26 protein-coding genes and 1 pseudogene are annotated in these 25,690 nt (G+C 67.9%); 12 read left to right on the top strand and 15 right to left on the bottom strand.

Annotated elements, in window-relative coordinates; all coding sequences use genetic code 11:
• Nucleotides 1-11: 11 nt before the first annotated feature.
• Together CQ393_RS02190 and CQ393_RS02185 are read right to left on the bottom strand one after the other, a co-directional pair.
• A complete protein-coding gene (locus CQ393_RS02190) occupies nucleotides 12-857 on the bottom strand; it encodes a methylenetetrahydrofolate reductase (protein WP_153190087.1) in 846 nt (281 codons plus the stop codon).
• 41 nt (nucleotides 858-898) lie between these two features.
• Nucleotides 899-1,822, bottom strand: a complete 924-nt coding sequence (locus tag CQ393_RS02185) for a LysR family transcriptional regulator (protein WP_153190086.1) — start codon at nucleotides 1,820-1,822, stop codon at nucleotides 899-901.
• A 130-nt stretch (nucleotides 1,823-1,952) separates the two neighbouring features.
• Here CQ393_RS02185 and msuE point away from each other — a divergent pair, with 130 nt between their 5' ends.
• From msuE to CQ393_RS02170, 3 genes are all read left to right on the top strand, one after another.
• Nucleotides 1,953-2,540 carry an FMN reductase gene (gene msuE, locus CQ393_RS02180; protein WP_153189987.1) on the top strand — a complete coding sequence of 196 codons (588 nt, stop codon included), beginning with the start codon at nucleotides 1,953-1,955 and terminating at the stop codon, nucleotides 2,538-2,540.
• A gap of 75 nt (nucleotides 2,541-2,615) precedes the next feature.
• Nucleotides 2,616-3,599: a DUF1852 domain-containing protein gene (locus CQ393_RS02175; protein ID WP_153189986.1), complete on the top strand. Its 984-nt coding sequence runs from the start codon at nucleotides 2,616-2,618 to the stop codon at nucleotides 3,597-3,599.
• A gap of 29 nt (nucleotides 3,600-3,628) precedes the next feature.
• On the top strand, nucleotides 3,629-4,657 hold the full coding sequence (locus CQ393_RS02170; protein ID WP_153189985.1) for a methionine synthase: 1,029 nt from the start codon (nucleotides 3,629-3,631) through the stop codon (nucleotides 4,655-4,657).
• Between the two features lie 273 nt (nucleotides 4,658-4,930).
• On the opposite strand, the gene gcvA is transcribed toward CQ393_RS02170, so the two are convergent.
• Nucleotides 4,931-5,863 (bottom strand): transcriptional regulator GcvA, encoded by a 933-nt coding sequence (gene gcvA, locus CQ393_RS02165; protein ID WP_194269553.1) that lies wholly within the window; start codon nucleotides 5,861-5,863, stop codon nucleotides 4,931-4,933.
• Between the two features lie 164 nt (nucleotides 5,864-6,027).
• Here gcvA and CQ393_RS02160 point away from each other — a divergent pair, with 164 nt between their 5' ends.
• Nucleotides 6,028-6,816 carry an MBL fold metallo-hydrolase gene (locus CQ393_RS02160; protein WP_153189983.1) on the top strand — a complete coding sequence of 263 codons (789 nt, stop codon included), beginning with the start codon at nucleotides 6,028-6,030 and terminating at the stop codon, nucleotides 6,814-6,816.
• A complete protein-coding gene (locus CQ393_RS02155) occupies nucleotides 6,813-7,679 on the top strand; it encodes an MBL fold metallo-hydrolase (RefSeq protein WP_228114226.1) in 867 nt (288 codons plus the stop codon). Before CQ393_RS02160 ends, CQ393_RS02155 begins: the two co-directional genes overlap by 4 nt.
• Nucleotides 7,680-8,222: 543 nt before the next feature.
• Here CQ393_RS02155 and CQ393_RS02150 read toward each other — a convergent pair.
• Nucleotides 8,223-9,149, bottom strand: coding sequence for a LysR family transcriptional regulator (locus tag CQ393_RS02150; RefSeq protein ID WP_153189982.1), 927 nt, complete (start codon nucleotides 9,147-9,149; stop codon nucleotides 8,223-8,225).
• Nucleotides 9,150-9,245: 96 nt separating this feature from the next.
• Between CQ393_RS02150 and wrbA the strand changes: the two genes are divergently transcribed.
• The 5 genes from wrbA to CQ393_RS02125 all read left to right on the top strand — a co-directional run bounded on the left by wrbA (nucleotide 9,246) and on the right by CQ393_RS02125 (nucleotide 13,301).
• Nucleotides 9,246-9,881, top strand: a complete 636-nt coding sequence (gene wrbA / locus CQ393_RS02145; RefSeq protein ID WP_153189981.1) for an NAD(P)H:quinone oxidoreductase — start codon at nucleotides 9,246-9,248, stop codon at nucleotides 9,879-9,881.
• Nucleotides 9,882-9,940: 59 nt separating this feature from the next.
• Nucleotides 9,941-11,098, top strand: a complete 1,158-nt coding sequence (locus CQ393_RS02140; protein WP_343199456.1) for an MFS transporter — start codon at nucleotides 9,941-9,943, stop codon at nucleotides 11,096-11,098.
• Entirely contained in the window at nucleotides 11,095-12,024 is a 930-nt protein-coding gene (locus CQ393_RS02135) for a transporter (protein WP_153189979.1), read from the top strand. The genes CQ393_RS02140 and CQ393_RS02135 overlap by 4 nt, the downstream gene beginning before the upstream one ends.
• An 82-nt stretch (nucleotides 12,025-12,106) precedes the next feature.
• Nucleotides 12,107-12,586 carry a carboxymuconolactone decarboxylase family protein gene (locus tag CQ393_RS02130; protein ID WP_153189978.1) on the top strand — a complete coding sequence of 160 codons (480 nt, stop codon included), beginning with the start codon at nucleotides 12,107-12,109 and terminating at the stop codon, nucleotides 12,584-12,586.
• A 289-nt stretch (nucleotides 12,587-12,875) separates the two neighbouring features.
• Nucleotides 12,876-13,301: a RidA family protein gene (locus tag CQ393_RS02125; RefSeq protein ID WP_153189977.1), complete on the top strand. Its 426-nt coding sequence runs from the start codon at nucleotides 12,876-12,878 to the stop codon at nucleotides 13,299-13,301.
• Between the two features lie 53 nt (nucleotides 13,302-13,354).
• On the opposite strand, the gene CQ393_RS02120 is transcribed toward CQ393_RS02125, so the two are convergent.
• From CQ393_RS02120 to CQ393_RS02100, 5 genes are all read right to left on the bottom strand, one after another.
• Entirely contained in the window at nucleotides 13,355-13,630 is a 276-nt protein-coding gene (locus CQ393_RS02120; RefSeq protein ID WP_153189976.1) for a hypothetical protein, read from the bottom strand.
• Between the two features lie 55 nt (nucleotides 13,631-13,685).
• Entirely contained in the window at nucleotides 13,686-15,206 is a 1,521-nt protein-coding gene (locus CQ393_RS02115) for a beta-N-acetylhexosaminidase (RefSeq protein WP_194269552.1), read from the bottom strand.
• A 564-nt stretch (nucleotides 15,207-15,770) separates the two neighbouring features.
• The gene (locus tag CQ393_RS02110) at nucleotides 15,771-16,496 is read right to left on the bottom strand and encodes a hypothetical protein (protein ID WP_228114225.1); all 726 of its coding nucleotides are present in this window, start codon (nucleotides 16,494-16,496) and stop codon (nucleotides 15,771-15,773) included.
• A 114-nt stretch (nucleotides 16,497-16,610) separates the two neighbouring features.
• Nucleotides 16,611-16,880 (bottom strand): hypothetical protein, encoded by a 270-nt coding sequence (locus CQ393_RS02105; protein ID WP_153189974.1) that lies wholly within the window; start codon nucleotides 16,878-16,880, stop codon nucleotides 16,611-16,613.
• A gap of 308 nt (nucleotides 16,881-17,188) precedes the next feature.
• On the bottom strand, nucleotides 17,189-17,833 hold the full coding sequence (locus CQ393_RS02100; protein WP_153189973.1) for a UdgX family uracil-DNA binding protein: 645 nt from the start codon (nucleotides 17,831-17,833) through the stop codon (nucleotides 17,189-17,191).
• 34 nt (nucleotides 17,834-17,867) lie between these two features.
• On the opposite strand from CQ393_RS02100, the gene CQ393_RS02095 reads away from it, so the two are divergent.
• Entirely contained in the window at nucleotides 17,868-18,572 is a 705-nt protein-coding gene (locus CQ393_RS02095) for a hypothetical protein (protein ID WP_153189972.1), read from the top strand.
• A gap of 105 nt (nucleotides 18,573-18,677) precedes the next feature.
• Here the strand turns inward: CQ393_RS02095 and CQ393_RS02090 are convergent.
• The 5 genes and pseudogenes from CQ393_RS02090 to CQ393_RS02070 all read right to left on the bottom strand — a co-directional run bounded on the left by CQ393_RS02090 (nucleotide 18,678) and on the right by CQ393_RS02070 (nucleotide 23,026).
• Nucleotides 18,678-19,084 (bottom strand): annotated as a pseudogene (locus CQ393_RS02090) (cupin domain-containing protein).
• Nucleotides 19,085-19,120: 36 nt separating this feature from the next.
• Nucleotides 19,121-19,477 (bottom strand): cyclophilin-like fold protein, encoded by a 357-nt coding sequence (locus CQ393_RS02085; protein ID WP_153189971.1) that lies wholly within the window; start codon nucleotides 19,475-19,477, stop codon nucleotides 19,121-19,123.
• 139 nt (nucleotides 19,478-19,616) lie between these two features.
• On the bottom strand, nucleotides 19,617-20,834 hold the full coding sequence (locus CQ393_RS02080; RefSeq protein ID WP_153189970.1) for an MFS transporter: 1,218 nt from the start codon (nucleotides 20,832-20,834) through the stop codon (nucleotides 19,617-19,619).
• Nucleotides 20,835-20,924: 90 nt separating this feature from the next.
• A complete protein-coding gene (locus CQ393_RS02075) occupies nucleotides 20,925-21,959 on the bottom strand; it encodes an alpha/beta hydrolase (protein ID WP_153190083.1) in 1,035 nt (344 codons plus the stop codon).
• Nucleotides 21,960-21,970: 11 nt separating this feature from the next.
• Nucleotides 21,971-23,026 (bottom strand): NAD(P)-dependent alcohol dehydrogenase, encoded by a 1,056-nt coding sequence (locus CQ393_RS02070; RefSeq protein WP_153189969.1) that lies wholly within the window; start codon nucleotides 23,024-23,026, stop codon nucleotides 21,971-21,973.
• Between the two features lie 123 nt (nucleotides 23,027-23,149).
• On the opposite strand from CQ393_RS02070, the gene CQ393_RS02065 reads away from it, so the two are divergent.
• Nucleotides 23,150-24,043, top strand: coding sequence for a LysR family transcriptional regulator (locus CQ393_RS02065; RefSeq protein ID WP_153189968.1), 894 nt, complete (start codon nucleotides 23,150-23,152; stop codon nucleotides 24,041-24,043).
• Between the two features lie 156 nt (nucleotides 24,044-24,199).
• Here CQ393_RS02065 and CQ393_RS02060 read toward each other — a convergent pair whose 3' ends face one another.
• The gene (locus CQ393_RS02060) at nucleotides 24,200-25,393 is read right to left on the bottom strand and encodes a hemerythrin domain-containing protein (RefSeq protein ID WP_153189967.1); all 1,194 of its coding nucleotides are present in this window, start codon (nucleotides 25,391-25,393) and stop codon (nucleotides 24,200-24,202) included.
• Nucleotides 25,394-25,690: the final 297 nt, after the last annotated feature.

The raw sequence follows: 25,690 nt of genomic DNA, 5'->3' as shown, positions 1-25,690 counted from the left end.
TGGGCAGGGCATTAGTGGCTGCGAACGCGGTAATGCTCTATCCATTCCACGGACCGGGCAATGCCCCCGAACGGAAAGAAATGCAGGTTCACTTCTCCGGCTGCTTCCGTCAGCCTATTGGCCAGGCGATCGACAAACAGGTCCGGCCCGGCCGTGCCAAACAGCTTGCCGATCGAGATGCCGTATCTGGACCATATCGAGGCGCTTGCACTGACACCGCACATTGCCGCGTAACGTGCCAGCACCGCCACGCCTGCGGGACCCGGCACGCCCACGCGCACCGGGTGCTCGATGCCATGCCCGCGCAATGCTTCCAGCCAGGCCAATACGATGTCGGCATCGAACCCGAACTGCGTGACGATCAGCGGCGTCATGCCACGGCCTTCGATGCTGCGGCACTTGCGTGCAAGCACCTCCCAGCGAGCCGCCTCGCCCATTACCGGATGACCTTCCGGGTGTCCGCCCACCCCCAGGAGCTTGATGCCCGCGCGTTCGAACACACCGGTTTCGATAAGCGAAGCGCTGTCGGGAAACGGTCCCTTGGGGCTGGACGAATCGCCGGCGATCACGAAGCAACGCTCAGCCCCGGCTTCGGCGACCGCGCGCGTGACGAACGAATCCAGTTCAGCGAGCGAGGCCATGCGTCGTGCCGGGACATGCAGCATGGGCTCGAAGCCGAGTCCACGAACCGCAGCAGCTGCACCCAGCCGCGCCTCGTTGTCTTCGCCCGGCAGGTAGGGAATGAACACGGTTGTGCCGGGAGCTATCCGGGGTGCCACTGCGGCCAGCGCGGGAATCGCTCTGGCGCTTACTTCCAGCGAATAGCCGTCGGTGATGATGCTGGCAAGCCTGGGCATATCGGAAGGCCGCGCGAGCGAGCTGCGACCGGTGTTGCCGTTCATCGCCTTGCTCCTCGGCCGGTGCCGGCGGCGGCCACCGCGGTCGGGTGGCGGGCCAGGTCGATGAAGGCCCGCACGTAATCGATGCTGGTGTCCGCCTCACGCGCGCCGAGGAATATCTGCTTGGCGATGCCCCGTGCGCCCAGCCGCACCGGCACCACCTCCATCCTGCTCGCATACTCCTCCACCAACCAGCGGGGCAGCGCGGCCACACCTCGGCGGCTGGCCACCATCTGCACCATGATGTCGGTCGTTTCGATGGTCTTGTGCCGCCGGGGCGTTACGCCGGCGGGCAACAGGAACTGGCTGTAGATGTCCAGGCGCTCGATATCCACGGGATAGCTGATCAGGATCTCCCGGGTCAGCTGCTGGGGCTTGACGTAAGTTGCCGACGCCAGGGGGTGATCCTTGGCCACGACCAGCACCTGCTCGTAGTCGAACACGGGCTCGAACTTCAAGCCCGGTTTGTACAGCGGGTCGGGGGTGACCAGCAGGTCGATCTCGTAGCCGAACAGCGCCCCGATCCCGCCGAACTGGAACTTCTGCCTGACGTCCACATCCACGTCCGGCCATGCGGCCAGATAGGGCGACACCACCTTGAGCAGCCACTGGTAGCAGGGATGGCATTCCATGCCGATGCGCAGCGCCCCACGCTCGCCCTGTGCGAACTGGCCCAGGCGCTCTTCGGCCAGGTCCAGCTGCGGCAGCACGCGGTTCGCTACCGCCAGCAGGTACTGACCGGCCTGGGTGAGGCGCAGGCTTCGGCCTTCGCGCAGCCAGATGTCGGTGCCCAGCTGCTGCTCGAGCTTTCTGATGCTGTGGCTCAACGCCGATTGGGTCAGGTTCAACACGCCCGCCGCGGCCGTCAACGAGCCCTGTTTTTCGACCTGCTGGACGATGTTGAGGTGGATACGCTCAAGCATATCGATGAATTCCAATCATGGATTCTTGAATTAATACCATTTTACCTCATCGAACCTCCTGACTAGGATCGGCCTTCGGCATCCGTCCCCCCCTCAGCTGCCGGACGAACCAGCTACATGAAAGGCGAAAATGACACTCCCATTTCCACTACGCGTCGTCGCGGTCTCCGGCGGACTGCAACGGCCTTCCAGGGCTGCGGCGCTGGCTGAGCATCTGTCGGACCTGATCGCGGCGGAGATCCCCTGCGAACGGCACCTGATCGAGCTCGGCCAACTTGCCCCCCAGCTTGCCGGTACGGTCAGGCGTGCCCAGTTGCCCGACACGGTGGAGCGGGAGCTCGCGGCGGTCGAACAGGCGGATGTCCTGGTGGTGGCCACGCCGGTCTACCGCGGTTCCTACACCGGGCTGTTCAAGCACTTTTTCGACTTCGTCGATCAGGACGCCCTGGTCGACATGCCGGTCCTGTTGGCTGCCACCGGCGGCAGCGAGCGCCATGCGTTGATGATCGACCATCAACTGAGGCCACTGTTCAGCTTCTTCCAGGCGCGCACGTTACCGCTGGGCGTATACGCGACCGACAGGGATTTCGCGGGCGGCCGCCTGCACGACGAAGCGCTGGTCCAGCGCGCCAGGTTGGCGGTCGAACGGGCATTGCCGGTACTCGACCTGGCCTGCCAGGCAGGAATGCGGGCCACCGGGAACGTCGCAGCCGCCTGAAAGCAATCCCGCCACACCGGATCAGCATGACGCTGTGCCGGATTCCACCCGCAGAACCTACGGTAACGGACCGCCATGAAAGAGAACTTTGAATTCAGCATCAAGCGCATCCGCTTCGATGAAAACTACCAGCCCTCGGACAGCACGCGCCTGACCACCAACTTTGCCAACCTGGCCAGGGGCACCCGTCGCCAGGAAAACCTGTGCAACACGTTGAAGATGATCGACAACCGCTTCAACAGCCTGGCCGACTGGGACAACCCCACCGGGGATCGTTATGCCGTCGAGCTGGAGATCGTCTCCGTCGAGATGGACATGAGTGCCCATGGCGCGGCCGCCGCCTTCCCGCTGATCGAGATACTGAAGACCACCATCGTCGACGGCAGAACCGGGGCGCGCATCGAGGGCATTGCCGGGAACAATTTCTCCTCCTACGTGCGTGACTACGACTTCAGCGTGCTGCTGCCGGCATACAACAGCACCCGGCCGGTGTTCGGCACGCCGGAGGATTTCGGCGACCTGCACGGCAAGCTGTTCAAGCACTTCGTGAGCTCCGACGCCTACAAGGCCCACTTCGGGAAGCCGCCGGTGATCTGCATCAGCGCATCGAGCAGCAGGATCTACCAGCGCACCGCGAACCAGCACCCGGTGCTGGGCGTGGAATACCTGCAGGACGAGCTTTCCTCGACCGATCACTATTTCGCGAAGATGGGCATGCAGGTGCGCTTCTTCATGCCGCCGAACGGCGTTGCGCCGCTGGCCTTCTACTTCTTCGGCGACCTGCCCGGCGACTACACGGACCTGGAGCTGATCGGCACCATCAGCACGATGGAGACCTTCCAGAAGATCTACCGGCCGGAGATCTACAACGCCAACTCGGCCGCCGGGAGCGTCTACCAGCCCAGTTTGAAGCACCAGGACTACTCCCTGACCAAGATCGTCTATGACCGCGAGGAACGCAGCCAGTTGGCCGTCAAGCAGGGAAAGTTCACGGAAGAGAACTTCATCAATCCTTACCGCCAGACGCTTGAGCAGTGGGCCGCCGCCTGCGCGCTCTGACCATCACCCGGAACAAGAAATCACCCGTCATGAAGAAACTGTTGCCCACGTCAACCGCCGGCAGCCTGCCCAAGCCGTCCTGGCTCGCTCAACCCGAGAAGCTCTGGTCCCCCTGGAAGCTGCAGGACGAGGAACTGGTTGAAGGCAAGCAGGATGCCCTGCGTCTTTCGCTGCACGAACAACTGCAGGCCGGCATCGACATCGTCAGCGATGGCGAGCAGACCCGCCAGCACTTCGTCACCACCTTCATCGAACACCTTGAGGGCGTGGACTTCCAGAAGCGTGAGACCGTGCGCATCCGCGACCGCTACGATGCCAGCGTGCCGACGGTCGTGGGTGCGGTGAGTAGACCCAAATCGGTCTTCGTCGACGATGCCAGGTTCCTGCGCCAACAGACCAGGCAGCCGATCAAATGGGCCCTGCCCGGCCCGATGACGATGATCGACACGCTCTACGACGCCCACTACAGGAGCCGCGAAAAGCTGGCCTGGGAATTCGCCGGGATTCTCAACCAGGAAGCCAGGGAGCTGGAAGCGGCGGGCGTTGACATCATCCAGTTCGACGAACCCGCCTTCAATGTCTTCTTCGACGAAGTGAATGATTGGGGCGTTGCCGCCCTGGAACGCGCGGTTGAAGGGCTGAAGTGCGAGACCGCCGTGCATATCTGCTACGGCTATGGAATCAAGGCCAACACCGACTGGAAGAAGACGCTGGGCTCGGAGTGGCGCCAGTACGAGGAGTCCTTCCCGAAGCTGCAGCAGTCCAGCATCGGCATCATTTCACTGGAGTGCCAGAACTCACATGTGCCGATCGATCTGATCGAACTGGTTCGCGGCAAGAAAGTGATGGTAGGCGCCATTGACGTGGCCAGCGACACCATCGAAACGCCGGATGAAGTGGCGAACACCTTGCGGAACGCACTTCGATTTGTCGATGCGGACAAACTCTATCCATCCACCAACTGCGGCATGGCCCCCCTGTCGCGACGGGTGGCCAGAGGCAAGCTGCTTGCCCTGAGCGCTGGCGCGGAAATCATCCGACGTGAACTGTTGAGCTGATGGCCAGCGGAAGCCCGGCGCGTTTCCGAGGGCTGGCATCGGTAGATTGAAAAACGCCAAATGCGCCGGAATGGGTGACGGAGAGGGTGGCGTCACATGGCGCTTGCCTCGTGCCGCCCTCGTCCATGCCGACCGGCCGCGCCGCGTCCGCGCAGGAGGTTCCCTGTCGCCGTTCGCCGCCTCGATCCTCTCGCCGATCGCCGACCTGGCCAATACGGAAACGTCCTTGCCGCCTGCCCGCCGGGCTGGGCATCGCCGGGTTCCTGCCCACCCTCAATCCGGCGTTCGCAGCGCGGATGCCGAATCGCCCGACGCTTCTTCCCGGAGCCAGGCGCAGAACGCTTCCGCACCGGCGTCGGGCTCGGCCGGGCTCCGGATCAGCCAGAACCTGTACGCATTGTCCGAGCCGTGCATGAACGGCCTGACGAGGCGGCCCTGGCGAAGGTCTTCCTCCACCAGCGGTGCGACGCCCAGCGCGATGCCGTGGCCGGCGACGGCGGCTTCCTGCGCAAGATAAATGCTGGCGAAGATGGGGCCGCGCTGCGCGTCCACGTCCTTGGCGCCGACGGCCTTCAGCCAGTCCGGCCATGCCGGCACGCCCGGCCGGCCCGACGAGCTTTCGTCATGCAACAGTGTGTGGTGCCGAAGATCGTCGGGACGCTGGAGAGGGCGCGAGGCATCGGCCAGCAGCGACGGCGCGCAGACGGGAAACACCTGCGCTTCCATCAACGGCTCCGCCTGCACGCCCGCATAGCCTCCCGGTCCGTAGCGGATGCCGACGTCGAAGCCTTCGCGCGCGAAATCGGCATGCGCGTCGCCGGTGACGATGCGCACCCGGATGTCCGGCCATGCGTGGTGGAAGCGGTGCAGTCGCGGCGCCAGCCATTTCGCGGCGAACGATTCCATCGTCGTCACCCGCAGCTGCGCCGATGCGCGCGACATCGCGCGGTCTATCGCCAGGTCCAGCTGCCCGAACAGTTCGCCCACCGTCGCGGCCAGCGCCTGGCCCTCCGGGGTCAGCGCGACCGACCGGTGGTTGCGCTGGAACAGGGCGACGCCCAGGTACGCCTCGAGATGCTTGACCTGGTGGCTGACCGCTGCCGGCGTCACGAAGAGCTGCCTGGCCGCGGTGTTGAAGCTGAGGTGGCGCGCCGCGGCCTCGAACGTGCGCAATGCATTGAGGGGAGCGGGATGGCGCGGCTTCACGGGCGTCCGGGGCGACCAGGGTCGCGGCATCGTATCGCATTAGTTTTTCTAACGCGAACGGCCAGAACAACTCGTTTGTCACCGCCTTTCGCGCTGGCGACGATGCCGTCGTCCCAACCCGAGGCCCTGCCGTGCGAGTAGAAGAACTGTGTTCCGATGTGGTGATGTTCGTAGGCGATTCCGTCGAATCCGTCGCCACCGCATTCATCGATGGCGACAACGTGCTGCTGGTCGATTCACTCGGCAGCACGGAGGACGCGGAGGAGCTGCGCCGCGTGCTCTGCGATGGAATGGGCAAGACCGTGCGCATGATCGCGTCCACCCATTTCATGAGCGACCACATCGCGGGGCTGTCCCTGTTTCCCGATGCTCTGGTCATGGCCCACCGGCATTTCCGCCATGCGTTCCTGTCGCAGAACCGCCTGGTCGCGGCGTTCTACCGGGAACCGGACCTCATCCTCGACAACATGGCCGTGCGCTGGGGACGGCACCAGCTGCGCTTGCTGTACAACCCCGGCAAGACCATGGACCACTTCAGCGTGGACGTGCCGACCGCCGATCTGGTCTGCGTCGGCGACAACATCGTCGGCAATATCGTCTATCTGTCCAGGGCCGACCCCGCGCTGCAGCGCGCCGCCATCGGCCGCATCCGCCAGTTCGGACGCGGCCGTATCGTTGGCGGGCACATCGGCGCCTTCGATGCGGCCGTGCTCGACAACGCGCTGCACTACCTGGCGCGGATCCAGGACAGCGTGGTGCGGATCCGCACGCAGGCGCCGGCGCCGGACGTGGCGGCCCGCATCGCGGCCATCCGCATCGAGGACTGCCTGGCGCCGCAGGTCGTGCCCACCGCGTTCGAGCGCGAATGGCACGGCAACAACCTGGAAGCCATCGTCGCGCAATCGATCTTCGCGCTGGACGCATCGCTTGCAGCGCTGGAGAAGGCCGCATGAGCCACCGGATGGACGGAAGGCCGCCCAGCGAAGGGCGCCGGCGATTCCTCGCCTGCTGCGCCAGTGCGTCCGCGGCCGCGCTGTTGCCGGCCGGGATGCTGCGGGCATCGCCCGCACGCGCCTCATTGCGCATCCAGCGCCTGGCCTGGGCGGGCATCCGCCTGCAGCTGCCTGGGTCGACCCTTTTCATCGATCCGTTGGTGAACCCCGATGCCTGGGGCGGAGCGCTTGCCGACCGGCTGGTGCCGGTGGACGACGCCGTGGGCGATACCAGCGTGTTGGTCACCCATGCCCATCCGGACCACTTCGACGCCATGGCGGCCGCCGCCGCGCTGCATCGCGGCGGCGTACTGGCGCATCCGGCGGGCATCCCGCCGCTGTCCCTGCCCGCCGGCGTCCGCGCGCGGCCCAGTCCGCTGTGGGAGCCGCAACTGCTTGGCGATTTCACCGCCACGCCGGTGCCGGCGGCGGATGGCTACGGCGATGCCCAGGTGTCCTGGGTGGTCGCGGCGGGCGGGCGGCACATCTTCCACGGTGGCGACACGCTCTGGCACGGGAACTGGTGGCGCATCGCCCGCCAGTTCGGGCCCTTCGATGCCGCCTTCCTGCCGGTCAACGGTGCACGCTTCGGCTGGCGCCAGCCCGTCAGCGACCAGCCCGGCGTGCTGACGCCGGAACAGGCGGTGGCCGCGGCAGCCGTCCTCGGCGCGCGGCTGCTCGTGCCGATCCACTACGGCGTGTCCGGAATGAAGGAGTACGTCGAAGTCGACGATCCCATCGGCGAGCTGCGCCGCGTCGCGCGCGAGCGCTCCATCGCCGTGCAGGAGCTGGCGCCGGGCGAATGGGTGGACTGGCCGGCGTAGGCCGGCATCGCGCATCGCGCGCGCGGGCCGGTCGCGGACGGCGCGCACGCACGAGGAACCAGAAAGAGAATCCACCGTCATTTCCACCGGTACGTTCCTGCTGTGGCGCGATCGTGCCGCGCACCTTCCGGGCCACACCCAGCCGTCGGCGCCATTGCGCGGAAGTCCGTCCTCCTGGCGCCGCACGGCTTCGCCAGGAGGATGGCAACGCTCGCCGACGGCGCGCCGATCGCTACGCAAGACTGACCCGCTCAGGACGCGGGCGCCCCCCCCGCCCCGTCCGCGCTCAGGTTGCAGCAGATCCATGTGCTTGCCGATTGGCACGGCACCGGCTCCGTGCAGGCGTCGAGGGCATGCGCCTTCGCGACGCCCATGATCCCGGGGCCGGGGAACCTTCTCACGGTGTTCGACCACAACGATCGGGCGAAGCGGTTCCATGCCCGGTGCGGTTTCGAAGAAGTTGGCCGCTGCACGTTCGTGCTTGGGGAGCACGTGGATGACGCCCGCATCTGACGTCTTCGCCGGCCATAGGGCTGACGGGCATCAGCCGTGTGCAGGCACGCCGCCATGCAGATGCGAGAGCAGGCCCGCGCGCAGCACGCGCGCCGCGGGCCCCAGCGTCTGGTCGCGGCGATGCGCGAGGTAGGCCTCCAGTTCCACGCATCCGTGCCGCCCCAGCGCCGCGACGTCGAGCCGGCTGAGTCGTCCCCGCGCCAGGTCCTCCTCCACCGCCCACAGGGGCAACCGGCCCCAGCCCAGGCCTTCGCGGATCATGGCGTGCTTGATGTCCTGGCCCGCGACGCGCCACGTCCCGGGCGAAAGAACGCCGAAATCCTTGCCGGCGGTCCGCGCCGTGGTGTCTTCCAGCACGATCTGGAGATGCTCGGCCAGCTCGGCGGGGTCCACCTGCCCGGGCTGTTCCCGCCGCGACAGCGGGTGACCGGCGGCCGCGACCGTCACGAACGGGATCGGCGACAGCGCCTCCAGCTGGATCTGCGGCTCGCGGAACTCCTCGCCCACGGTGATGGCAAGCGTGCAGCGGCCATCGCGCAGCGCGGCGAGCGGCTCCCCCAAGGGGGCGGTGCGCAGGTGCACGGCCACGGAGGGATAGGCGTCGCGCAGGGCCCGCAATGCATGCGCCAGGGACGCCACCGGGAAGAGCGTGTCCACCACCAGCGAAACACCGAGTTCGACGCCTTCGCCCAGGCCGCGCGCGCGGGCGCGCATGGCGTCCACCCTGAGCAGGATCGCCTTGGCATCGGCGAGCAGGGCGCGGCCTTCCGGGGTCATGTCCGGGCGTCGGGCGGAGCGGTCGAAAAGCGTGACGCCGAGCTGGGCTTCCAGCGTCGCGATGGCATGGCTCACCGCGGACTGCACCCGGAGGATGCGCTTGGCGGCGGAACGGAAGCTTCCTGTCTCGGCGACGGCGACGAGCACGCGCAGCTGGTCCAGGGTCAGGGCGTCCAGCATGATCCATCCATTAGATCGGATTCTGCGAAATATTAGCACTTCCGCAGATCGTTCATGACTGCGAACGTATCCGCACACCCCTTCGGAAACGTCGCCATGCCCAGGATCCTGGTGCTGTATTACTCGGCCTACGGCCATGTCGAAACCATGGCAAAAGCCGTGGCCGCGGGCGCCCGCGAAACCGGCGCCGAGGTGGCGATCAAACGGGTACCGGAGCTGGTACCGGAGACCGTGGCCAGCAGGTCCGGCTACAAGACCGACCAGGCCGCACCGATCGCCACCGTCGCGGAGCTGCCCGGGTACGACGCGATCATCCTCGGCACCCCCACGCGCTACGGAAACATGGCCGCGCAGATGAAGAACTTCCTCGACCAGACCGGCGGGCTCTGGCTCCGGGACGCGCTGGTGGGGAAGGTCGGCAGCGCGTTCACCTCCACCGGCAGCCAGCACGGCGGACAGGAGACCACGCTGCAATCCACCCACACCGTGCTGCTGCACCTGGGCATGGTGGTCGTCGGCCTGCCCTACTCGTTCAAGGGCCAGTTGCTGATGGGCGAAGTCACCGGCGGCACGCCCTACGGCGCGTCCACCCTGGCCAGCGGAGAGGGCGACAGCGATCGCCAGCCATCGGACAACGAACTCGACGGCGCCATGTTCCAGGGCCGGCATGTCGCACGGATCGCGGCCGCGCTGGCCAGGCAGGACGCGGTGCACGCGGACTCGGCGCCATGACATCGCCCGTCGCCGCGAACGATGCGCTCCCACGCCCGGCCACGGACAGGGCGGCACTGGTGCTGGTGATCGGCGCGGGCATCGTCTCCGCCTTCCAGGTCGGCAAGGTGCCGGTGGCGCTGCAGTCCCTGCGGGCGGATCTGGGCGTGGACCTGGGCGCCGTGTCGTGGGTGCTGTCCGCGTTCGCGCTGGTGGGCGCGCTGACCAGCCTGCTGATCGGCGCGGTGTCGGACCGCCTCCAGGCGCGGCGCGCGGTGATCGCGGGGCTGGCGGTGCAGGCAGCGGGGTCGGCGCTGGGCGCGCTGGCGACGGGGCTGCCTTCGCTGCTGGCGACGCGCGCGCTTGAAGGACTGGGATTCCTCGCCGTCACGGTAGCCGCGCCGGCCATGGTGGTGGCCGCCACGACGCCTGCGTCCAGGAAACGGGCGTTCGCGGCGTGGGCCACCTTCATGCCGGTGGGCATGGCGGTCGTCATGCTGGCCGCGCCGCTGCTGGGCAGGCTCGGCTGGCGCGGCCTGTGGTGGGCCAATGCAGCGCTGCTGGCTGGTTATGCGGTGGTATTGGCGATGGGCACACGTCGGCTGCGCGGCACGGCCGCTGGCGAGACGGCGCGCGACGGCGTGCTTCGAAGCCTGCGGGATGCGCTGGGAAGCGGAGGCGCCTGGTTCCTCGCCGGCCAGTTCTGTGCCTATACCGCCGTGTTCTTCGCGCTGTTCGGTTTCCTGCCCACCCTCCTCGGCGATCGCCTGGACGTGGGCGATGCGGCCGCCGGCATGCTGAGCGCGATCGCCGTCGCCGCGGGCGCCGCCGGCTGCATCGCGTGCGGCGCCCTGCTCACGCGTGGCTGGCGCGCATCGCACCTGCTCGTGGTCGGATTCTCGACCATCGCGCTCTGCAGCATCGGCATGCTGCTATTGCCGCTGCCCGGCGAACTGGCGTACGCGCTCTGCGTGCTCTTCTCGTTCGCGGGCGCCTTCATCCCGGTCGTGATCTTCGATGCCGCGCCGCGGCTGGCCGCGCGGCCCTCGCTGCTCGGCTCGGTGGTGGGCCTGGCGACGCAGGGCAACAACGCCGGCATCGTGATCGGTCCGGCGGCGGCAGGCGCCATCGCCGGCACCGCCGGTTGGTCGTGGCTGGCGGTGCCGGTCGTGGCGGTGGCGCTGGCGGCCGCCGCCGGCGCGCATGCATACCGGCACCGGCTGGAGGCCGCGCGATGAGGACCGGGCTGCGCAGGCTGGCACCGTTGGCCGTGGCGATCGCTGCCGGCGTGGTGGACGCAGGCCCGGCATGCGCCGGGGTCGCCTTGCCGCCGGTGAATCTGGGCGACAGCACGTTCCAGGACGGCATCGCCGGCCCGGGATGGCTGTTCCAGCAAACACTGTCGGCCTACCACGCCAGCACTTTCCGCGATGCCAATGGCCGTCGCAGCGGCGCGCCGCCCGAAGTCGCATCCGTCGCGTTGCTGGCGCAGGCCAGCTACCTGTCCGAACATCGCGTACTCGGTGCCTATCGGGGTGCGGAAGCGATCGTCCCGTTCGTCCATGCACGGATGAAACCTGCGGCGGGCCCCACGCTGCATGCGACGGGAGCGGGCGACGTCTTCATCAGCCCGCTGATCCTGCAATGGCCGCAGACCTCGCTGGCCGGGCGTCCCTTCTGGCAGCGGCTCAACCTCAACGTGACACTGCCGACCGGGCGCCATGGACGCCCCGCGCGGCTGGACTTGGGAAGCAACGCGTGGCTGTTCAATCCGCACTACGCGTTTACATGGGAGGCATCGCCCGAATGGGAAATCAGCGGGCGCATCCACTATCTCCGGGCCAGCACCCATCGTGATTCCGGCGCCGGAGCGGCCGCATCCGCGACCCGGGCTGGCGATGCCGTCCACCTGAATTCGGCGATCTCCCGTTCGCTGGGCGGACACCTGCGCGTCGGCGGATCGATGTACGCCCTCGTCCAGATCGCCGACGACCGTGTCGATGGCCACCGCTTACCCGGACGCGAGCGCGTGCTGGGCTTCGGTCCTTCCCTGGCCTGGTCGCGCGGACGTTCCTCGTTCCACGCGACCGCCTACGTCGAGACGCTGGCGAAGGATCGCACTGAAGGCAGCAGGCTCAGCCTCAGGTATGCGGTTGGTTTCTAGGTTCTCCAGGACCTGCCGTGGCGACCGTTTGCCCGCCGCTGCGGCTGCATCGTTGTTCAACCCTCAACCACGGATCACATCCATGAGCCAACGCGTCGATTTCATGCGGCAGTCTGCTGGGCTGGCGAGGAAGCTGGTCGAGCTCGACACCCTGTTTCTCCAATCGTCGATCGAGGAGTCGATCCGGCACCTGGTCATGATCCGCGCGTCGCAGATCAACCACTGCGCGTTCTGCATCGACATGCATATCAAGCAGGCGACCGTTCACGGAGAAAGGCCGCTGCGGATCCATCACCTTCCCGTCTGGCGCGAGTCGACGCTGTTCAGTGCGCGCGAACGCGCCTCGCTGGAATGGACCGAGGTCCTGACCAGGCTTTCCGAACAGGGCGTCCCGGACGACCTCTACGAGCGGGTACGCACGCAGTTCTCGGAACAGGAAATCTCCGACCTGTCGTTCACCATCGGCGCGATCAACGCATGGAACCGGGTCAATGTCGGTTTCAGGTCCATTCCCGGCAGCCAGGACGAGGCGTTCGGCCTGACCGCGTCAGGGCTTGAATGATTCGTCCCGGTTGCGCGGCCATGCCCGATCGCGCGTACGCATGGTCCGGTCCCACCAGAGCGCGGTGGAACTCAGGCGCGACTGGAGGGCCGCATTGGCGAGGGCCATATCTGCGTGCCCGTCATGGAACATCACGGCATCTCCCGCTGGATCGCCAACCGAAAAACAGCACGCAGCGCGACGGACTGACCCTTGATCCGCCGACAGATCGCCACGCCCCTGCCCTCGCCTCGACGATGCGTCTCGACCGCAGGCGCACGCTCCCCCATCAACCCCGGAGACAATCGAAATGAATCCACATGCACTCCAAGCCCTGCCGACGTTTCTCAACCCCGTGGGCCTCTACGACCCTGTACCGAACGGCTACTCGCATATCGGAATTCCGCCAGCCGGCGCACGGCTGGCGTACATCGCCGGTCAAGGCGGCGAGGACGCAGGAGGCATGCTTGCCGACGGCTTCCGGGCACAGGTACGACAGGCGCTGGAGAACCTGCGCACCGCCGTTCGTGCCGTTGGCGGTGACCTTGAGCATGTGATCAAGCAGACCGTCCTGATCGTCGACCACACCGAAACGCATCTGCAGGTCCTCGGCGAAGAGATCGCGCGCGCCTACGGTCCCGGCCCGAAGCCCGCCTGCACCCTGATCCCGGTGCCGCGGCTGGCGCTCGACGGCATGCTGTTCGAGGTCGAAGCCATCGTCTGCATTCGCGGGTAGTACGCGCATTCCCCGGCGCGGGCATGCTGGCATGTCGAAATACCCGGCCATCCTCATTGTGGCCGGACCAGCATTCGTGTCCGTCCGCGCAACCGGGCATCCGCATAGGCCTGCTTGCCGGTGGCGTTGTGCAACTCCACCAGCGCCATCAGCGCGGTGAAGTCATCGATGATGTTCTCCTTGCGATCAGCGCAGTACCGCGGGTTGACCCTGCGCAGGTGCGCATAGCCGCGCTCCGCGTCGGCCAGGTACTGTACGCCGTCGAACTCGCCGTGCCGTCCTGACTGTGTTGCAAGCATCGAGGCACGTGCCAGCGCGGCGATCGCCATGCCGCCGCCGGCGCGGAACGCGGAGCGATACTCTGTTGTCAGGCCGACGCGGCACTCAGTGCGCGTCCTTCGCGTCCGTCCAGCCCAGATCCGGTTCGGCGTGATAGCGGATGCCCAGCGCATCCAGCTGCGGGCGCAATGCGCCCATGCGCTGCACGAAGCCGTCGTAGCTGCGCTGCCCGGCCGGGCTCCACGCCACTTCCGCCACCGCTGCCAGCCGCGGCCACAGGTGGTCGTCCGCTGCCGCATCGGTATGCACGAACTCGGTCCACAGCGCCGCCTCGACCCCCACCGCCGTTTTGAAGGGCGTCGGGTCGAAGCTGTAGACGCGTTTCAGCGGCACGCCCTCCGCGCGGCACCAGTCCGCGCCGGGCTGACCGGCGTAGTTGCCGTGGTCGATGTAGAGGTACGAACAGGGCGAGAGGATCAGCGGATGGCCCTTGGCGACCGCCTTGTCGATGGCATAGCCGTCGTTCCACAGCTGCAGCAGCGCATCGGGCTTCATGTCGGCCACCGACCCTTCTTCCCACACGATGGGAGTACGCCCCATCGCGTCCACCATCGCCGCCGCGCGCCCGACGAAATCGGCATACAGCGGGTGCTTGATCTCGTCGCCGCCGATGTGGATTTCATTGGACGGGAAGATCGCCACCACCTCCTCCAGCACGTCGTGCACGAAGGGATAGACGACCTCGGGCTTCTCCAGGCAGAACACGCTGAAGCCCACTTCCACGCCCGAATAGGTGGACAGGTTCCTGGTGTCGGCACAGGCCAGTTCGTTGTACGAGGCCAGCGCGGCCTGCACATGCCCGGGCATGTCGATCTCGGGCACGAGGGTGACGCCGCGCGCCTGCGCGTAGGCCACCAGATGCTTCAGCTGCTCCTGCGTGTAATAACCGGCGTGTCCGCCCTCCACCGCGCTGGCGCCGCCGACTTCCGTCAGCTTCGGATGGCGCTTGATCTCGATGCGCCAGCCCTGGTCGTCGGTCAGATGCAGGTGCAGGCGGTTCAACTTGAACAGCGCCATGCGGTCGATGTGCTTCTCAAGGTATTCGACCGGCAGGAAACTGCGGGCCACGTCCAGCGAGAGGCCGCGCCAGCGGTAGGCCGGCACGTCGGTGATCGCCACGCGCGGCAACCGGTACGCCGGCCACGCGTCGGCCGGCAGCAGCTGGCGCAGGCTCTGCACCGCGTGCAGCAGGCCGGTGTCGGTCCGCGCGCTCAGGTCGATCGCCTCGTCCACCACCAGCCGGTAACCCTCATCGCCCAGGGCCGCGTCGTCGACCAGCCGCAGCCGCAGCGGCGTGGCCGCATCCGCCGTGGCGATGTGCAGCGTTGCCAGCAGTTCGGCCACTGCGCGCCCGGCCCTGGGCGCGGCCGTCCCACCCTCCAACGCCACCGCCCCGTCGATCCGCAGTTCACCGGGCGAGGTCTGCATCGAGTACGGCAGGGGCACGATGTGCGCAACGGGAGCCGGCGCATCGGCGGCCATGGCCGGGGATTGAGAAGCGCATCCCGCACTCACGCCCAGTGCCAGGCAGAGCGACAGGACTTCGAGCTTGAAGAACGGTTTCATCGCGGACATCGACCGGCTGGGAAGACATCCGCATTCTGCACAGTTCAAAACGGCCACGCCATCGAATGCTCCGCGATGGGGCGGGAACCGGAACGCACGCATGGCGGCCCTGGATCATTCGTGGTTTGCGCTCCACGTCCGGCACGCCTGGCCGGACCGTGCCCTCGCCCGGCGGTGTTTTCTTCCGCGGATATCCGGAAGTGCGCCATCGGCAACCGCAGCCTTATGGCGAACCCATGCACTGCACATCGGATCACCTTTGCTCGGGAACCCCAGATCGAACCGATGAGCGCGGGAGACTGATCGGCGCCTTACGGAGGGGCGGGTGGAATGCGATCAGGAGTGCCGATCGAGCGGCGTTGCGACTATCGCCCGATGCCTACCGCGCCAAGTCAAGGCGCCGCGTACGCGATCTTCCTAGTGGGTCTGTCTTTCCCGCTGAGGAATCGGCCAGCCTGTGGCACCGAGGAGCAATCTGCCACTGGTGTCGTGACCACCAGATCGCCACGCAACAATGTCAGCTGCGCTGTCTCATACATCCGGAGTACTCCACCGGCGCGCTCTTCAATGGCGGGCGGAACGTGTGCGACTTCCCCCGGTGCGTTGCCCGGCCGAGCGGCTCTGCACGAACTCCGGAAAGGTCTCCGCCAACGACGCCTTGTCCGGGAGGACGTAGAAAACCCCACCGCGCTCGAACGTCTGGCGCACGATCCGCTCGTAGAAATCGGGCGCGACGTTGATGCAGCCATGGGTGACGCGGTTGTCGTCCGGCGTCGGCGATGCAAGGCGTTCGGGGCGTCGCTCGGCAGGAACGCCGGTAGCGGTGGGATGGATGGAGACCGCGGAATCGTAGTCCACCCACAGCACGCGCCCCGCATCGATCGAGGGGCCGAAGCCGCCCACGAAACGACCCGCCGGTGTCGTGCGGTCCCGGCCCGGGATCTCGCGAAGCGCAAGACCGGCGACGCCGGGGGCGATGTGATCGCCGACCGCCGAACCAAAAAGCGCCGGCGCCGCGCCGCGAAGCCGGCCATCGCCGCCGAACACCAGTATCTGCGCTGCGGCCTTGTCCATGATCGCGAACGGATAGCCCTCGCTGTCCCGGGTCGCGACCACCCAACCCGCAAGCTCGATCACCGTGTCGGAGACGTCCTGGCCTTCGGGAAGCAGGTCGACGGCGGCCGCCGGTTGCGCGGCGGCCTCCCCGGCGCTGGCCGCGCCGATGCCCGTGCATGCCAGCGCCATTGCCAGCGCGCCATGGACGATCCGGACTGCAACGTATCTGTACATGCCGATGGGAGGGCTCCTCTGCAACGAAGACTGCACTGTCAAAAGCAACCCGGTGGCCAGCAAAGGCCACCGGGCTCCAGGTTCAGATGTCCATCACGAACCAGGCAAGAGCGCTCAACCGCGCGCGTTGCGGCGCGGTGCCGTTTCGAGCTGCTGGACGCGGCCTTCGATCTGATCCAGCCGCTGGTTGGCCCGCTGCGCGGACTGATTGGCGGACTCGGCACTCTGGGCCGCGCCCTGCACGCGCGCGTCGAGCTGATCGAGGCGGGTGTTGATCGTTGCAAACTCGTCCTTGTAGGTGGCGCAGGCGCCAAGGCTCAAGGTGGCGACGAGCGCCACACCCAGCGTACCGGCCGTCTTCAGATGCTGTTTGGTCAGGAACATTCCAATCCTCCTTCGTCTCGGAGCTGGGAATATAGCGGCCTTTTCGCAGGATCCCCGATCCGCCTTCAGTTGAGGTTGGAACACGTGGATGGCACGTGAAGAAGCTCATGCTGCCAACACGAAGCAGACGACAAACCTCGACAAACACGCCGTTCTCCGCACAAGAAAGTCTCTCGGCATGAACGCATTTGTTGATCAGGCTTGAAAGCCAATGCGTGTGGGTACTGCCTCTGCTCTCTGTCCAAATAGCCGCCTGCCCTGCGCGCATCCCATGCACCAAGCGCATGAATGCGCGACTCTCCGCTGCGTCAGGCAAGCGCCGTTGCCGCGAGCGCCAGGTCGGCGACCAGTTCCGCACGCGTGCGTTCACGCTGCGGCGAAGGCATGCGCAGGATCGCCGAGGGATGCCATGTGGCCAGCGCCTGCGTTTCCTCTCCCAGTGCCTGCCACGTGCCCCGCTGCCGGCTGATCCGGAACGTAGTGCCGAACAACGTCTGCGCCGCCATCGCGCCGAGCGCGACCACCACGCGCGGACGTACCTGCAGCAGTTCCGCGGCCAGCCACGGACGACAGGCGGCCTGCTCGGAAGCGCTGGCGCGCTTGTGCAGGCGCGCCTTGCCGCGCTGTTCGTACTTGAAATGCTTGACCGTGTTGGTCATGTACATTTCGGCGGCATCGAGGCCGGCGTCGGCGAGCGCCTCGCGCAGCAGGCGACCGGCGGGCCCGACGAACGGCTGTCCCTCCAGGTCCTCGTGCGCGCCGGGCTGTTCGCCGATGAGCATCATCGCCGCGCGGCGCGGTCCGGTGCCAAACACGGTCTGCGTGGCATGCCGCCACAGCGGGCAGCGCCGGCAATCGGCCGCTTCCCGGCGCAGGACGGCCAGGCTCCCGGCCGGCACCTCGTCCACCGGTTTGGCCAACTGCGGCGGTTCGCGTACGGATCTGCGTGCCATGCCGGCACCGTAGACCGGCTACGCTCGCCGTGGCGTGAATCATCGCGGCGCTGCTCCGCCTTGCCGCGCGGCGTCCGATACGCGTGAAGCCGGATGCGACGCCGCTGCCAAAGCCGGTGCGTCGGTTCATGCCGGCACGCCATCGAAGCTGCCCGGCGCCACGGTGTCCGGGCAGTTCGTCGAACACGGCGATCCGGAGCGTTTCACTTGGCTGCGCGGATTCCACGACCAGCAGGCGCGGCCGGTGGTCAACGCCGCCTTTTACTGCGGTCCGCCATGGCGTGAGCACCGCGCCAAGGTCAACGCGATCCTGCCCGCCAGTGACAACGACAGCGAGATGCCGATGCCGCCGCTGCACCCCGGACGCGGCATCGCCGTGCTTCCGGCGGTCGACCCGGTAGTGCGGCCCGGCGGTGCCGGCGGCATCGTGGTGGCGCTGGTGTTCGCAGTGGCGAACGCCCACCTCGACGCCTTCGCCGCGCGTGCCGAACATGCATTCGCGGCCTACGACGGGCCGGGCGTGCATGGCGCCGGCATGCGGGTGTGGCTGGGCGTATGCCGCGACGAAGCGGTGTTGCGCATATTGTCGCCGCGGCTGGCAGCCGTCGAACGCGAACTGGACATGGGCGGCACGCGGCACGACCTTGTCGAACGCGTCGTCATGGACCCGACGCCGCGCTCGCGGCTGCGCTGGCTGCCGTTCAACGCCACCGATGCACGGGACGCATTCACCGCGTGAGAAGGCTGGCGGCTGGCGTCAGCGCGCTTGGCGGCGGCGGTCGGCAATGCGCCGGCCTCTCGCATCTGCGCGCGGGCCCGTCGTCGCGGCATGCCGCCGCTCTGCTCAATCCCGCGGTGGACCGGCCAGATATTGCGCGTCGCTGACATGCTCGGCCCATTCGACGTTCCGGCCGTCCAGCGCTTCCTAGATGGCGATATGGGTCATCGCGGTGGTCGGCGACGCGCCATGCCAGTGGCGGTGTCCCGGCGGGCACCAGACCACGTCGCCTGCGCGGATCTCGACGATGGGTCCGCCCTCGCACTGGGTCCAGCCGCAGCCGGAGGTGACGATCAGCGTCTGGCCCAGCGGATGCGTATGCCAGGCCGTACGTGCGCCCGGAAGGTGACGGCGGCGCAGGATGCGCGCGCCGGTTCGGGCGGCGCGTTCAACGGGTCGATGCGGACCGTGCCGGTGAACCACTCGGCCGGGCCCTTGATCGAAGGCTGGGAGCCAGCGCGCTTGATTTCCATGGAATGCCTCGCTTCTTGGGTGAGAGCTTCGGGATGTCAGTCGTCCGTGGCCGGTTCGATGCGGACCTGTACCGGCCCCGGACGCCGCAGCGCCTGCAGGTCGCCGTCGATGCGGCCCAGCCGGACCAGGCCCTTCGAGTAGCCGAACGGCGTGTGGAAGATCGCCAGGTTGCCCCACGGCGCGTAGAAGGCCAGATCGCCCGCGGCCGGGGTCACGCCGGCGGGCGCGCCCGCGGTCGTGAGCGGGCGCGGCAGCTGCGCGATCTTCTCGGTGGCGGCGTAGTCCTCCAGTTGCAGGGCCAGCGGCAGCTGCGCGAGGAAATCGCGGGTGGCGGCGCCGTCCTCCAGCGTGGCGGGCAGTACGTGGCCATCGATCACCAGGCGGATCTTCATCGAACGGTTCTCCGGTGTGTTGGCAACCCAGGGACTTGCGGCGACAGCGGCATCATCGCCCCTTGCGCATGCGGCCGGCGCAAGGGGCAGCAGGCCATCAAGGCCACCGGCAGCAGCGCGGTGCGGACGCAGGCGCGCATCAGCCCTCGCCTCCCGCGGCCTGCGGCCTCGTCGCCGCCGCCGTCAGCCCGGCCAGCAGCGCCGCCAGCAGCAGGATCGCGGCGGCGGCGACGAAGGTGGCCTGGTAGCCACGGCCGTCGAACAACAGCCCGCCCACGGTCGAACCCAGCGCGATGGAACACTGCACGACGGCGACCATCAGCCCGCCGCCGGCCTCGGCGTCGTGGGGAAAGTTCCTGGCCACCCAGCTCCACCATCCCACCGGTGCCGCGGTGGCGAGCATGCCCCACAGCGCCAGCAGCGCCCCTGCGGCCCACAGCCAGCCACCGGCGGGAATCAGCACCAGCGCAATGGCGGCCATCGCAACCGGAATGACGGCCAACGTGCGGTACAGGCCGCGCCGCAGGAACGCACCGATCGCCACGGTGCCGAGGAAGCCGGAGACACCGATGCCCAGCAGGACCAGCGACAAGCCCTTGGCATCCACTCGCGTGACCGTCTCCAGGAATGGGCGTACGTAGGTGAACAGCGCGAACTGGCCCATGAAGAAAGCGCCGCAGGCGGCCATGCCCAGCAGCACCGGCCTGCGCCGCAGCAGGTGGAAGACCTGCGCGCGCGTCGTGCCGGTCGCCGCCGCCATGCGCGGCAGGCTGATCCATTGCCAGGCGAACGCGATCGCCGCCACCGGCAGCAGGCACAGGAATGCTCCCCGCCAGCCGATCACCGCGCCCAGGTAGCTGCCCAGCGGCGCGGCGATCACCGTCGCCAGCGCGTTGCCGCCGTTGAAGATGGCCAGGGCGCGCGGCACCTGGCCGGCGGGCACCAGGCGCATGGCGGTAGCGGCCGACATCGACCAGAAGCCGCCGATGACCACACCGATGAGTGCGCGGCCGGCCATGTAGGTAGGGTAGTCCGGGGCCAGCGCGACAACGGCGCCGGACAGCGCCATCAGCGCGGTCAATGCCAGCAGCAGCGTCCTGCGGTCCATGGCGCCGGCCAGCCGCGCGATCGACAGGCTGGTCAGCACCGCGAAGACGCCTGAGATGGCAATCCCGTAGCCGGCCAGCCCTTCGCTGACGCCCAGGTCGGCCGCCATCGGCGTCAACAGGCTGACCGGCATGAATTCGGAGGCGATCAGGGCGAACACGCACAGCGTCATGGCGAACACGCCGCCCCAGCGGGCGCGTTCGCGGCCGGCGTCCTGCGGCGCGGCGGCGGATATCGGAGAAGAGGTCATTGCGGTTCCATGGACGAAAGACGCCGCGCGCCCGGTGCGGGCGCGGTCGTCGACAGCGGGAAGGCGGAAGCGCCGGAAGGCGTGCGGCGGCTATGGCGCCGGCAGGTTGCGCCGGAAGAACGACGCCAGCCGTTCGAACGGGATCAGGTCGGTGCGGTCGTACAGGTCCACGTGCCCGGCACCCTTCACCCAGACCAGTTCCTTGGGCTGGCCGGCCAGGCGGTAGGCCTGTTCGCTGAACTCCTTCGAGTGCGCCTGGTCGCCGCTGATGAACAGCATCGGCCGCGGCGAGATCGTCTCGATGTCGTTGAACGGGTAGAAGTTCATGAACTTCACGTTGCTGCTCAGCGTCGGGTGCGTGGTCAGCTCGGGCGACGACCCGGCCGGCGTGAACGCGCCGCGCGGGGTGCGGTAGAAATCGTAGAACTCGCGCTGGATCGGATGGGTATCGGCCTCGAGCCGGTGCACGGTGCCGCTGGTGTACCGCGTCGCGCCGCCCCCGGCCTCGACCCAGCGCTGCCGCGCGGCCTCGTCGATGATCGCTTTGCGCTGTTCCAGCGTCTGCGAATGGTTCAACGCATCGCGGTTGGCCGCACCCATGTCGTACATGCTTACGGTGGCGATGGCCTTCATGCGTGGATCGATCTTGGCCGCGCTGATCGCCAAGCTGCCGCTGCCGCAGATGCCCAGCACGCCAATCCGCTCGCGGTCGACGAAGTCCTGCATCCCCAGGTAGTCCACCGCGGCGCTGAAGGCTTCGGCGTAGATGTCCGGCGCCACCACGTTGCGCGGCTGCCCCGCGCTTTCGCCCCAGAACGACTGGTCGATGGCGAGGGTGACGAAGCCCTGCTCGGCCAGCTTCTGCGCGTACAGGGTCGCGCTCTGTTCCTTCACCGCGCCCATCGGATGGCCGACGATGATGGCCGGGTAGCGCCTGCCGGGTTCATGGTCGCCGGGCAGGAACAGGTTGCCGGCGATGCGCATGCGGTACTGGTTGTCGAAGTTCACCTTGCGCTGGGTAAGCCGCCCGCTCCGGTAGAAATTGTCCGCGCCGTGGGACAGGTCCTGCGCCGGGGCGGCAGGAATCGCGGCGGCGAGCGCCAGCGCGAGCAGCAGCGTTCTCATCGGCATCGGCCTCATCGGGACAGGGTCGCGTTGTCGATGACGAAGCGGTATTTCACGTCGCCCGCCAGCATGCGTTCGTAGGCGGCATTGATGCCGTCGGCGGCGATCAGTTCGATGTCGGCGACGATGCCGTGCCCGGCGCAGAAATCGAGCATCTCCTGGGTTTCGGGAATGCCGCCGATCATCGACCCGGCCAGGGTGCGGCGCTGGGTGATCAGGTTGAACACGTTCGGCGACGGGTGCGGCGTGGCCGGCGCGCCGACCAGCACCATGGCACCGTCGCGGCGCAGCAGCGCGAGGAAGGCGTCCAGGTCGTGCGGCGCGGCCACAGTATTGACGATCAGGTCGAAGCTGCCTGCGTGCGCCGCCATCGCCTCGCGGTCGCGCGAGACCACCACCTCGTCGGCGCCCAGCGCCAGCGCGGCCTCGCGCTTGGATTCGGAGGTGGTGAAGGCGACCACGCGCGCGCCCAGCGCATGGGCCAGCTTGATGCCCATGTGGCCGAGCCCGCCGATGCCGACCACGCCGACCTTGCGCCCGGGACCGGCCTGCCAGTGGCGCAGCGGCGACCAGGTGGTGATGCCGGCGCACAGCAGCGGCGCCACCGCCGCCAGCTGCGCTTCGGGATGGCGGATGCGCAGCACGTAGCGTTCGTGGACGACGATGCGCTCCGAATAGCCGCCCAGCGTCCAGCCCGGCGCATCGGCAGTGGGCCCGTTGTAGGTGCCGACCATGCCGTGGCAATAGTTCTCCAGGCCATCGGCGCAGTCCGCGCAGTGCCGGCAGCTGTCGACGATGCAGCCCACGCCGACCAGATCGCCCGGCGCGAAACCGGTCACCTGCCCGCCCACGGCGGAAACCCGGCCGACGATTTCATGGCCCGGCACGCAGGGAAAACAGGTGCCCTGCCATTCGCCGCGCACCTGGTGCAGGTCCGAGTGGCAGATGCCGCAATAGGTGATCTCGATCTGCACGTCGTGCGGGCCCGGCGCGCGCCGGACGATGTCGATCGGTTCCAGGGGAAGGTCGCCGGCGTGGGCGCCGTAGGCTTTGACGGGCTGGGTCATATGCGCTGCATCCTGGTGGGAAGACGGGTGCATTCTGCGCCTCCTGCATTCCAGGTATTAGCCGATGGATTCTTTTAAGGTCTATTAGTTCCACTAATCAATCTGGAGTGCCACACTGCCGCCATGGCACGACGCAACCTCAACGACCTGCTGGCCTTCGTCACCGTGGCGCGGGAAGGCAGCTTCACCCGCGCCGGCGCGGCGCTGGGGGTTTCCCAGTCGGCGCTGAGCCAGGCGATCAAGGCGCTGGAGGAACGGCTGCGCATCCGCCTGCTGACCCGCACCACGCGCAGCGTCTCCCCCACCCCGGCCGGCGAGCGGCTGCTGCTGGCCATCGGCAACCGCTTCGACGAGATCGAGGCCGAGCTGGACGCCCTGACCGAACTGCGCGACAAGCCGGCCGGCACGGTGCGCATCACCTGTGGCGACCATGTGCTGCGCACGGTGCTGCTGCCGCGGCTGCTGCCGTTGATGCACCGCTACCCGGACATCGGCGTCGAGTTCGACGTCAGCTACGGCCTGCGCGACATCGTCGCCGACCGCTTCGACGCAGGCGTGCGCCTGGGCGAGAGCATCGACCGCGACATGGTCGCCCTGCCCATCGGCCCGAAGCTGCGCATGGCGGCCGTCGCTTCGCCGGCGTACTTCAGCCGGCATCCCCCGCCCCGGGTTCCCGAGGACCTCACCGGGCACAACTGCCTCAACATCCGTTTCCCTACCGCCGGCGGCCTGTACGTCTGGGAGTTCGAACGCCGCGGCCGGCAGGTGAACGTGCGGGTCGAGGGCCAGGCGATCTTCAACACCTCGCCGCCGATCGTGCTGGCCGCGCTCGACGGCCTCGGCGTGGCCTTCCTGCCCGAAGAGGAGTTCGCGCCGCACATCGAGGAAGGCCGGCTGGTGCGCGTGCTGCAGGACTGGTGCCCGCCGTTCTCCGGCTACCACCTGTACTACCCGAGCCGGAAGCAGCACTCGCCGGCATTCGCGCTGGTGATCGAGGCGCTGCGCGTGGGCAGCTGACCGCATGCGCCGCGAACGCGCCGGCGTCGACAGCGGTGTCGGCCCGCGCCTTCGCGCACGGGCGGTCGCGTGGCCATTGCCTGCGGCTAGTCCACGCCATACGCACGAAGGGCCCGCAGGCGGACCCTTCGTGCGGTGCATGGGCGCACGGCCTACTCAGCGGCCACGCGAACTGCGGCGGCCGCGGTCGTCGTCATCGTCCCTGCGCCCTTCCCAGCCACGCTCGGCGGCGCGCGCATGCCCCTCCGGGTCGCCGAACCAGCCGCCGTGCCCGCCACGCGAGGAACCGCCGCGATCGTCCTCGTAACGCGAGCGGCTGGAACCGCCACGGTCATCGTCGTAGCGCGAACGGCTGTAGCGGCCGCCGCGGTCGTCGTCGTCGTTGCGACGTCCTTCCCAGCCGCGTTCGGACGCGCGCGCGTGGCCTTCCGGATCGCCGAACCAGCCGCCGTGACCGCCGCGCGAGGAACCACCGCGATCGTCGTCGCCGCGCGAACGGCTGGAACCGCCGCGATCGTCATCGTCCCGCGAGCGGCTGTAGCGGCCGCCGCGGTCGTCGTCGCTGCGACCACGCGAGGAGCGGTCGTCGTCCTCATAGCGGGAACGCCCATAGCGACGGTCGTCATCGTCCTGGCGGCCCTGGCTGGAATAGCGGCGATCGTCATCGCTCACGAACCGCCCCTGGTCATCGCGTTCCTGGTTGTATCGTGCCATGTTCATATCTCCATGATCGGAATAACGCTGTGTGCCGAGCGAGCGGGAAATCGGGGGAATGACGCCTTCGGCTTCCGCCTGCAGTTCGAGTTCCTGCTTGCGCGCTTTCAGGCGTTCCCCCAGCTCTGCCATGTCCAGGCCGGCTGAAACGGCCTTTGCGAAGATCCCGCTGCTCGGCTTCTCTTCTTCGCGGACATGCAGTTGCACGTATTCACCAAGTACCTTGACCTTGGCGTCGTAGTACGGCGCTTCCGGGCTGCTTTCGGTCAGGTCCATGACCAGCATGCCGACCGTGTCGTGTTCGACCTGCGCCTCGTCCATCACGGCGTCCTCGATGCCGCCCTCCCTGCACGCCGGGTAGAAGATTTCCTCCTCCAGCATCGCGTGGATGACCAGCGCGTTGCCGATGTTCCTGACCAGCTCGGACTTGTCGTCGGGGTCGTCGGTGGCGGCGCACCGGGCGAACATCTGCTCGACCTGGCGGTGGTCCGCCTTGAGCAGTGCGACCGCGTCCTGTCCGCCGGCCGAAACACGGGGGGACGTCTGCGCCTTGCCGGCGGCGGTCTTGCCGGCGGCCCTGGCGGTCTTTCCGGCGGTCTTCGTCACGGTGGCGGCCTTGGTGGTTTTTGCCTTCATTTCCTGGGACTCCGTGTGCGGTACCAGGAGAGGCAGCACACACCATGCCAATCGCGGAAAACACGCAGACACGGCGTTTCAAGGCATCGCGCGGCTTCCGCGCGCATCGGCAGGCGCGAAGCAAATGCGCACCGGTGAAAATATTTCCGGGGTTGGATACGACAGGCGATGCGGTCGCGCGCGCTGGCACCGATGGCTACATGCGCGTTGCGTTCGATTGCCGGCGATCAACACAAGGCCATGCCCGCACAGCGTTGGTCGCACGAAGCGCGACGCGATGCCGGAGGCCTTCGCCGT

It is taken from the genome of Stenotrophomonas sp. MYb238 (assembly GCF_009496535.1).
GTDB lineage: Bacteria > Pseudomonadota > Gammaproteobacteria > Xanthomonadales > Xanthomonadaceae > Stenotrophomonas.
The sequence above is the reverse complement of the archived record's forward strand: the minus strand, read 5'-3'. Positions and strand labels throughout refer to the sequence as shown.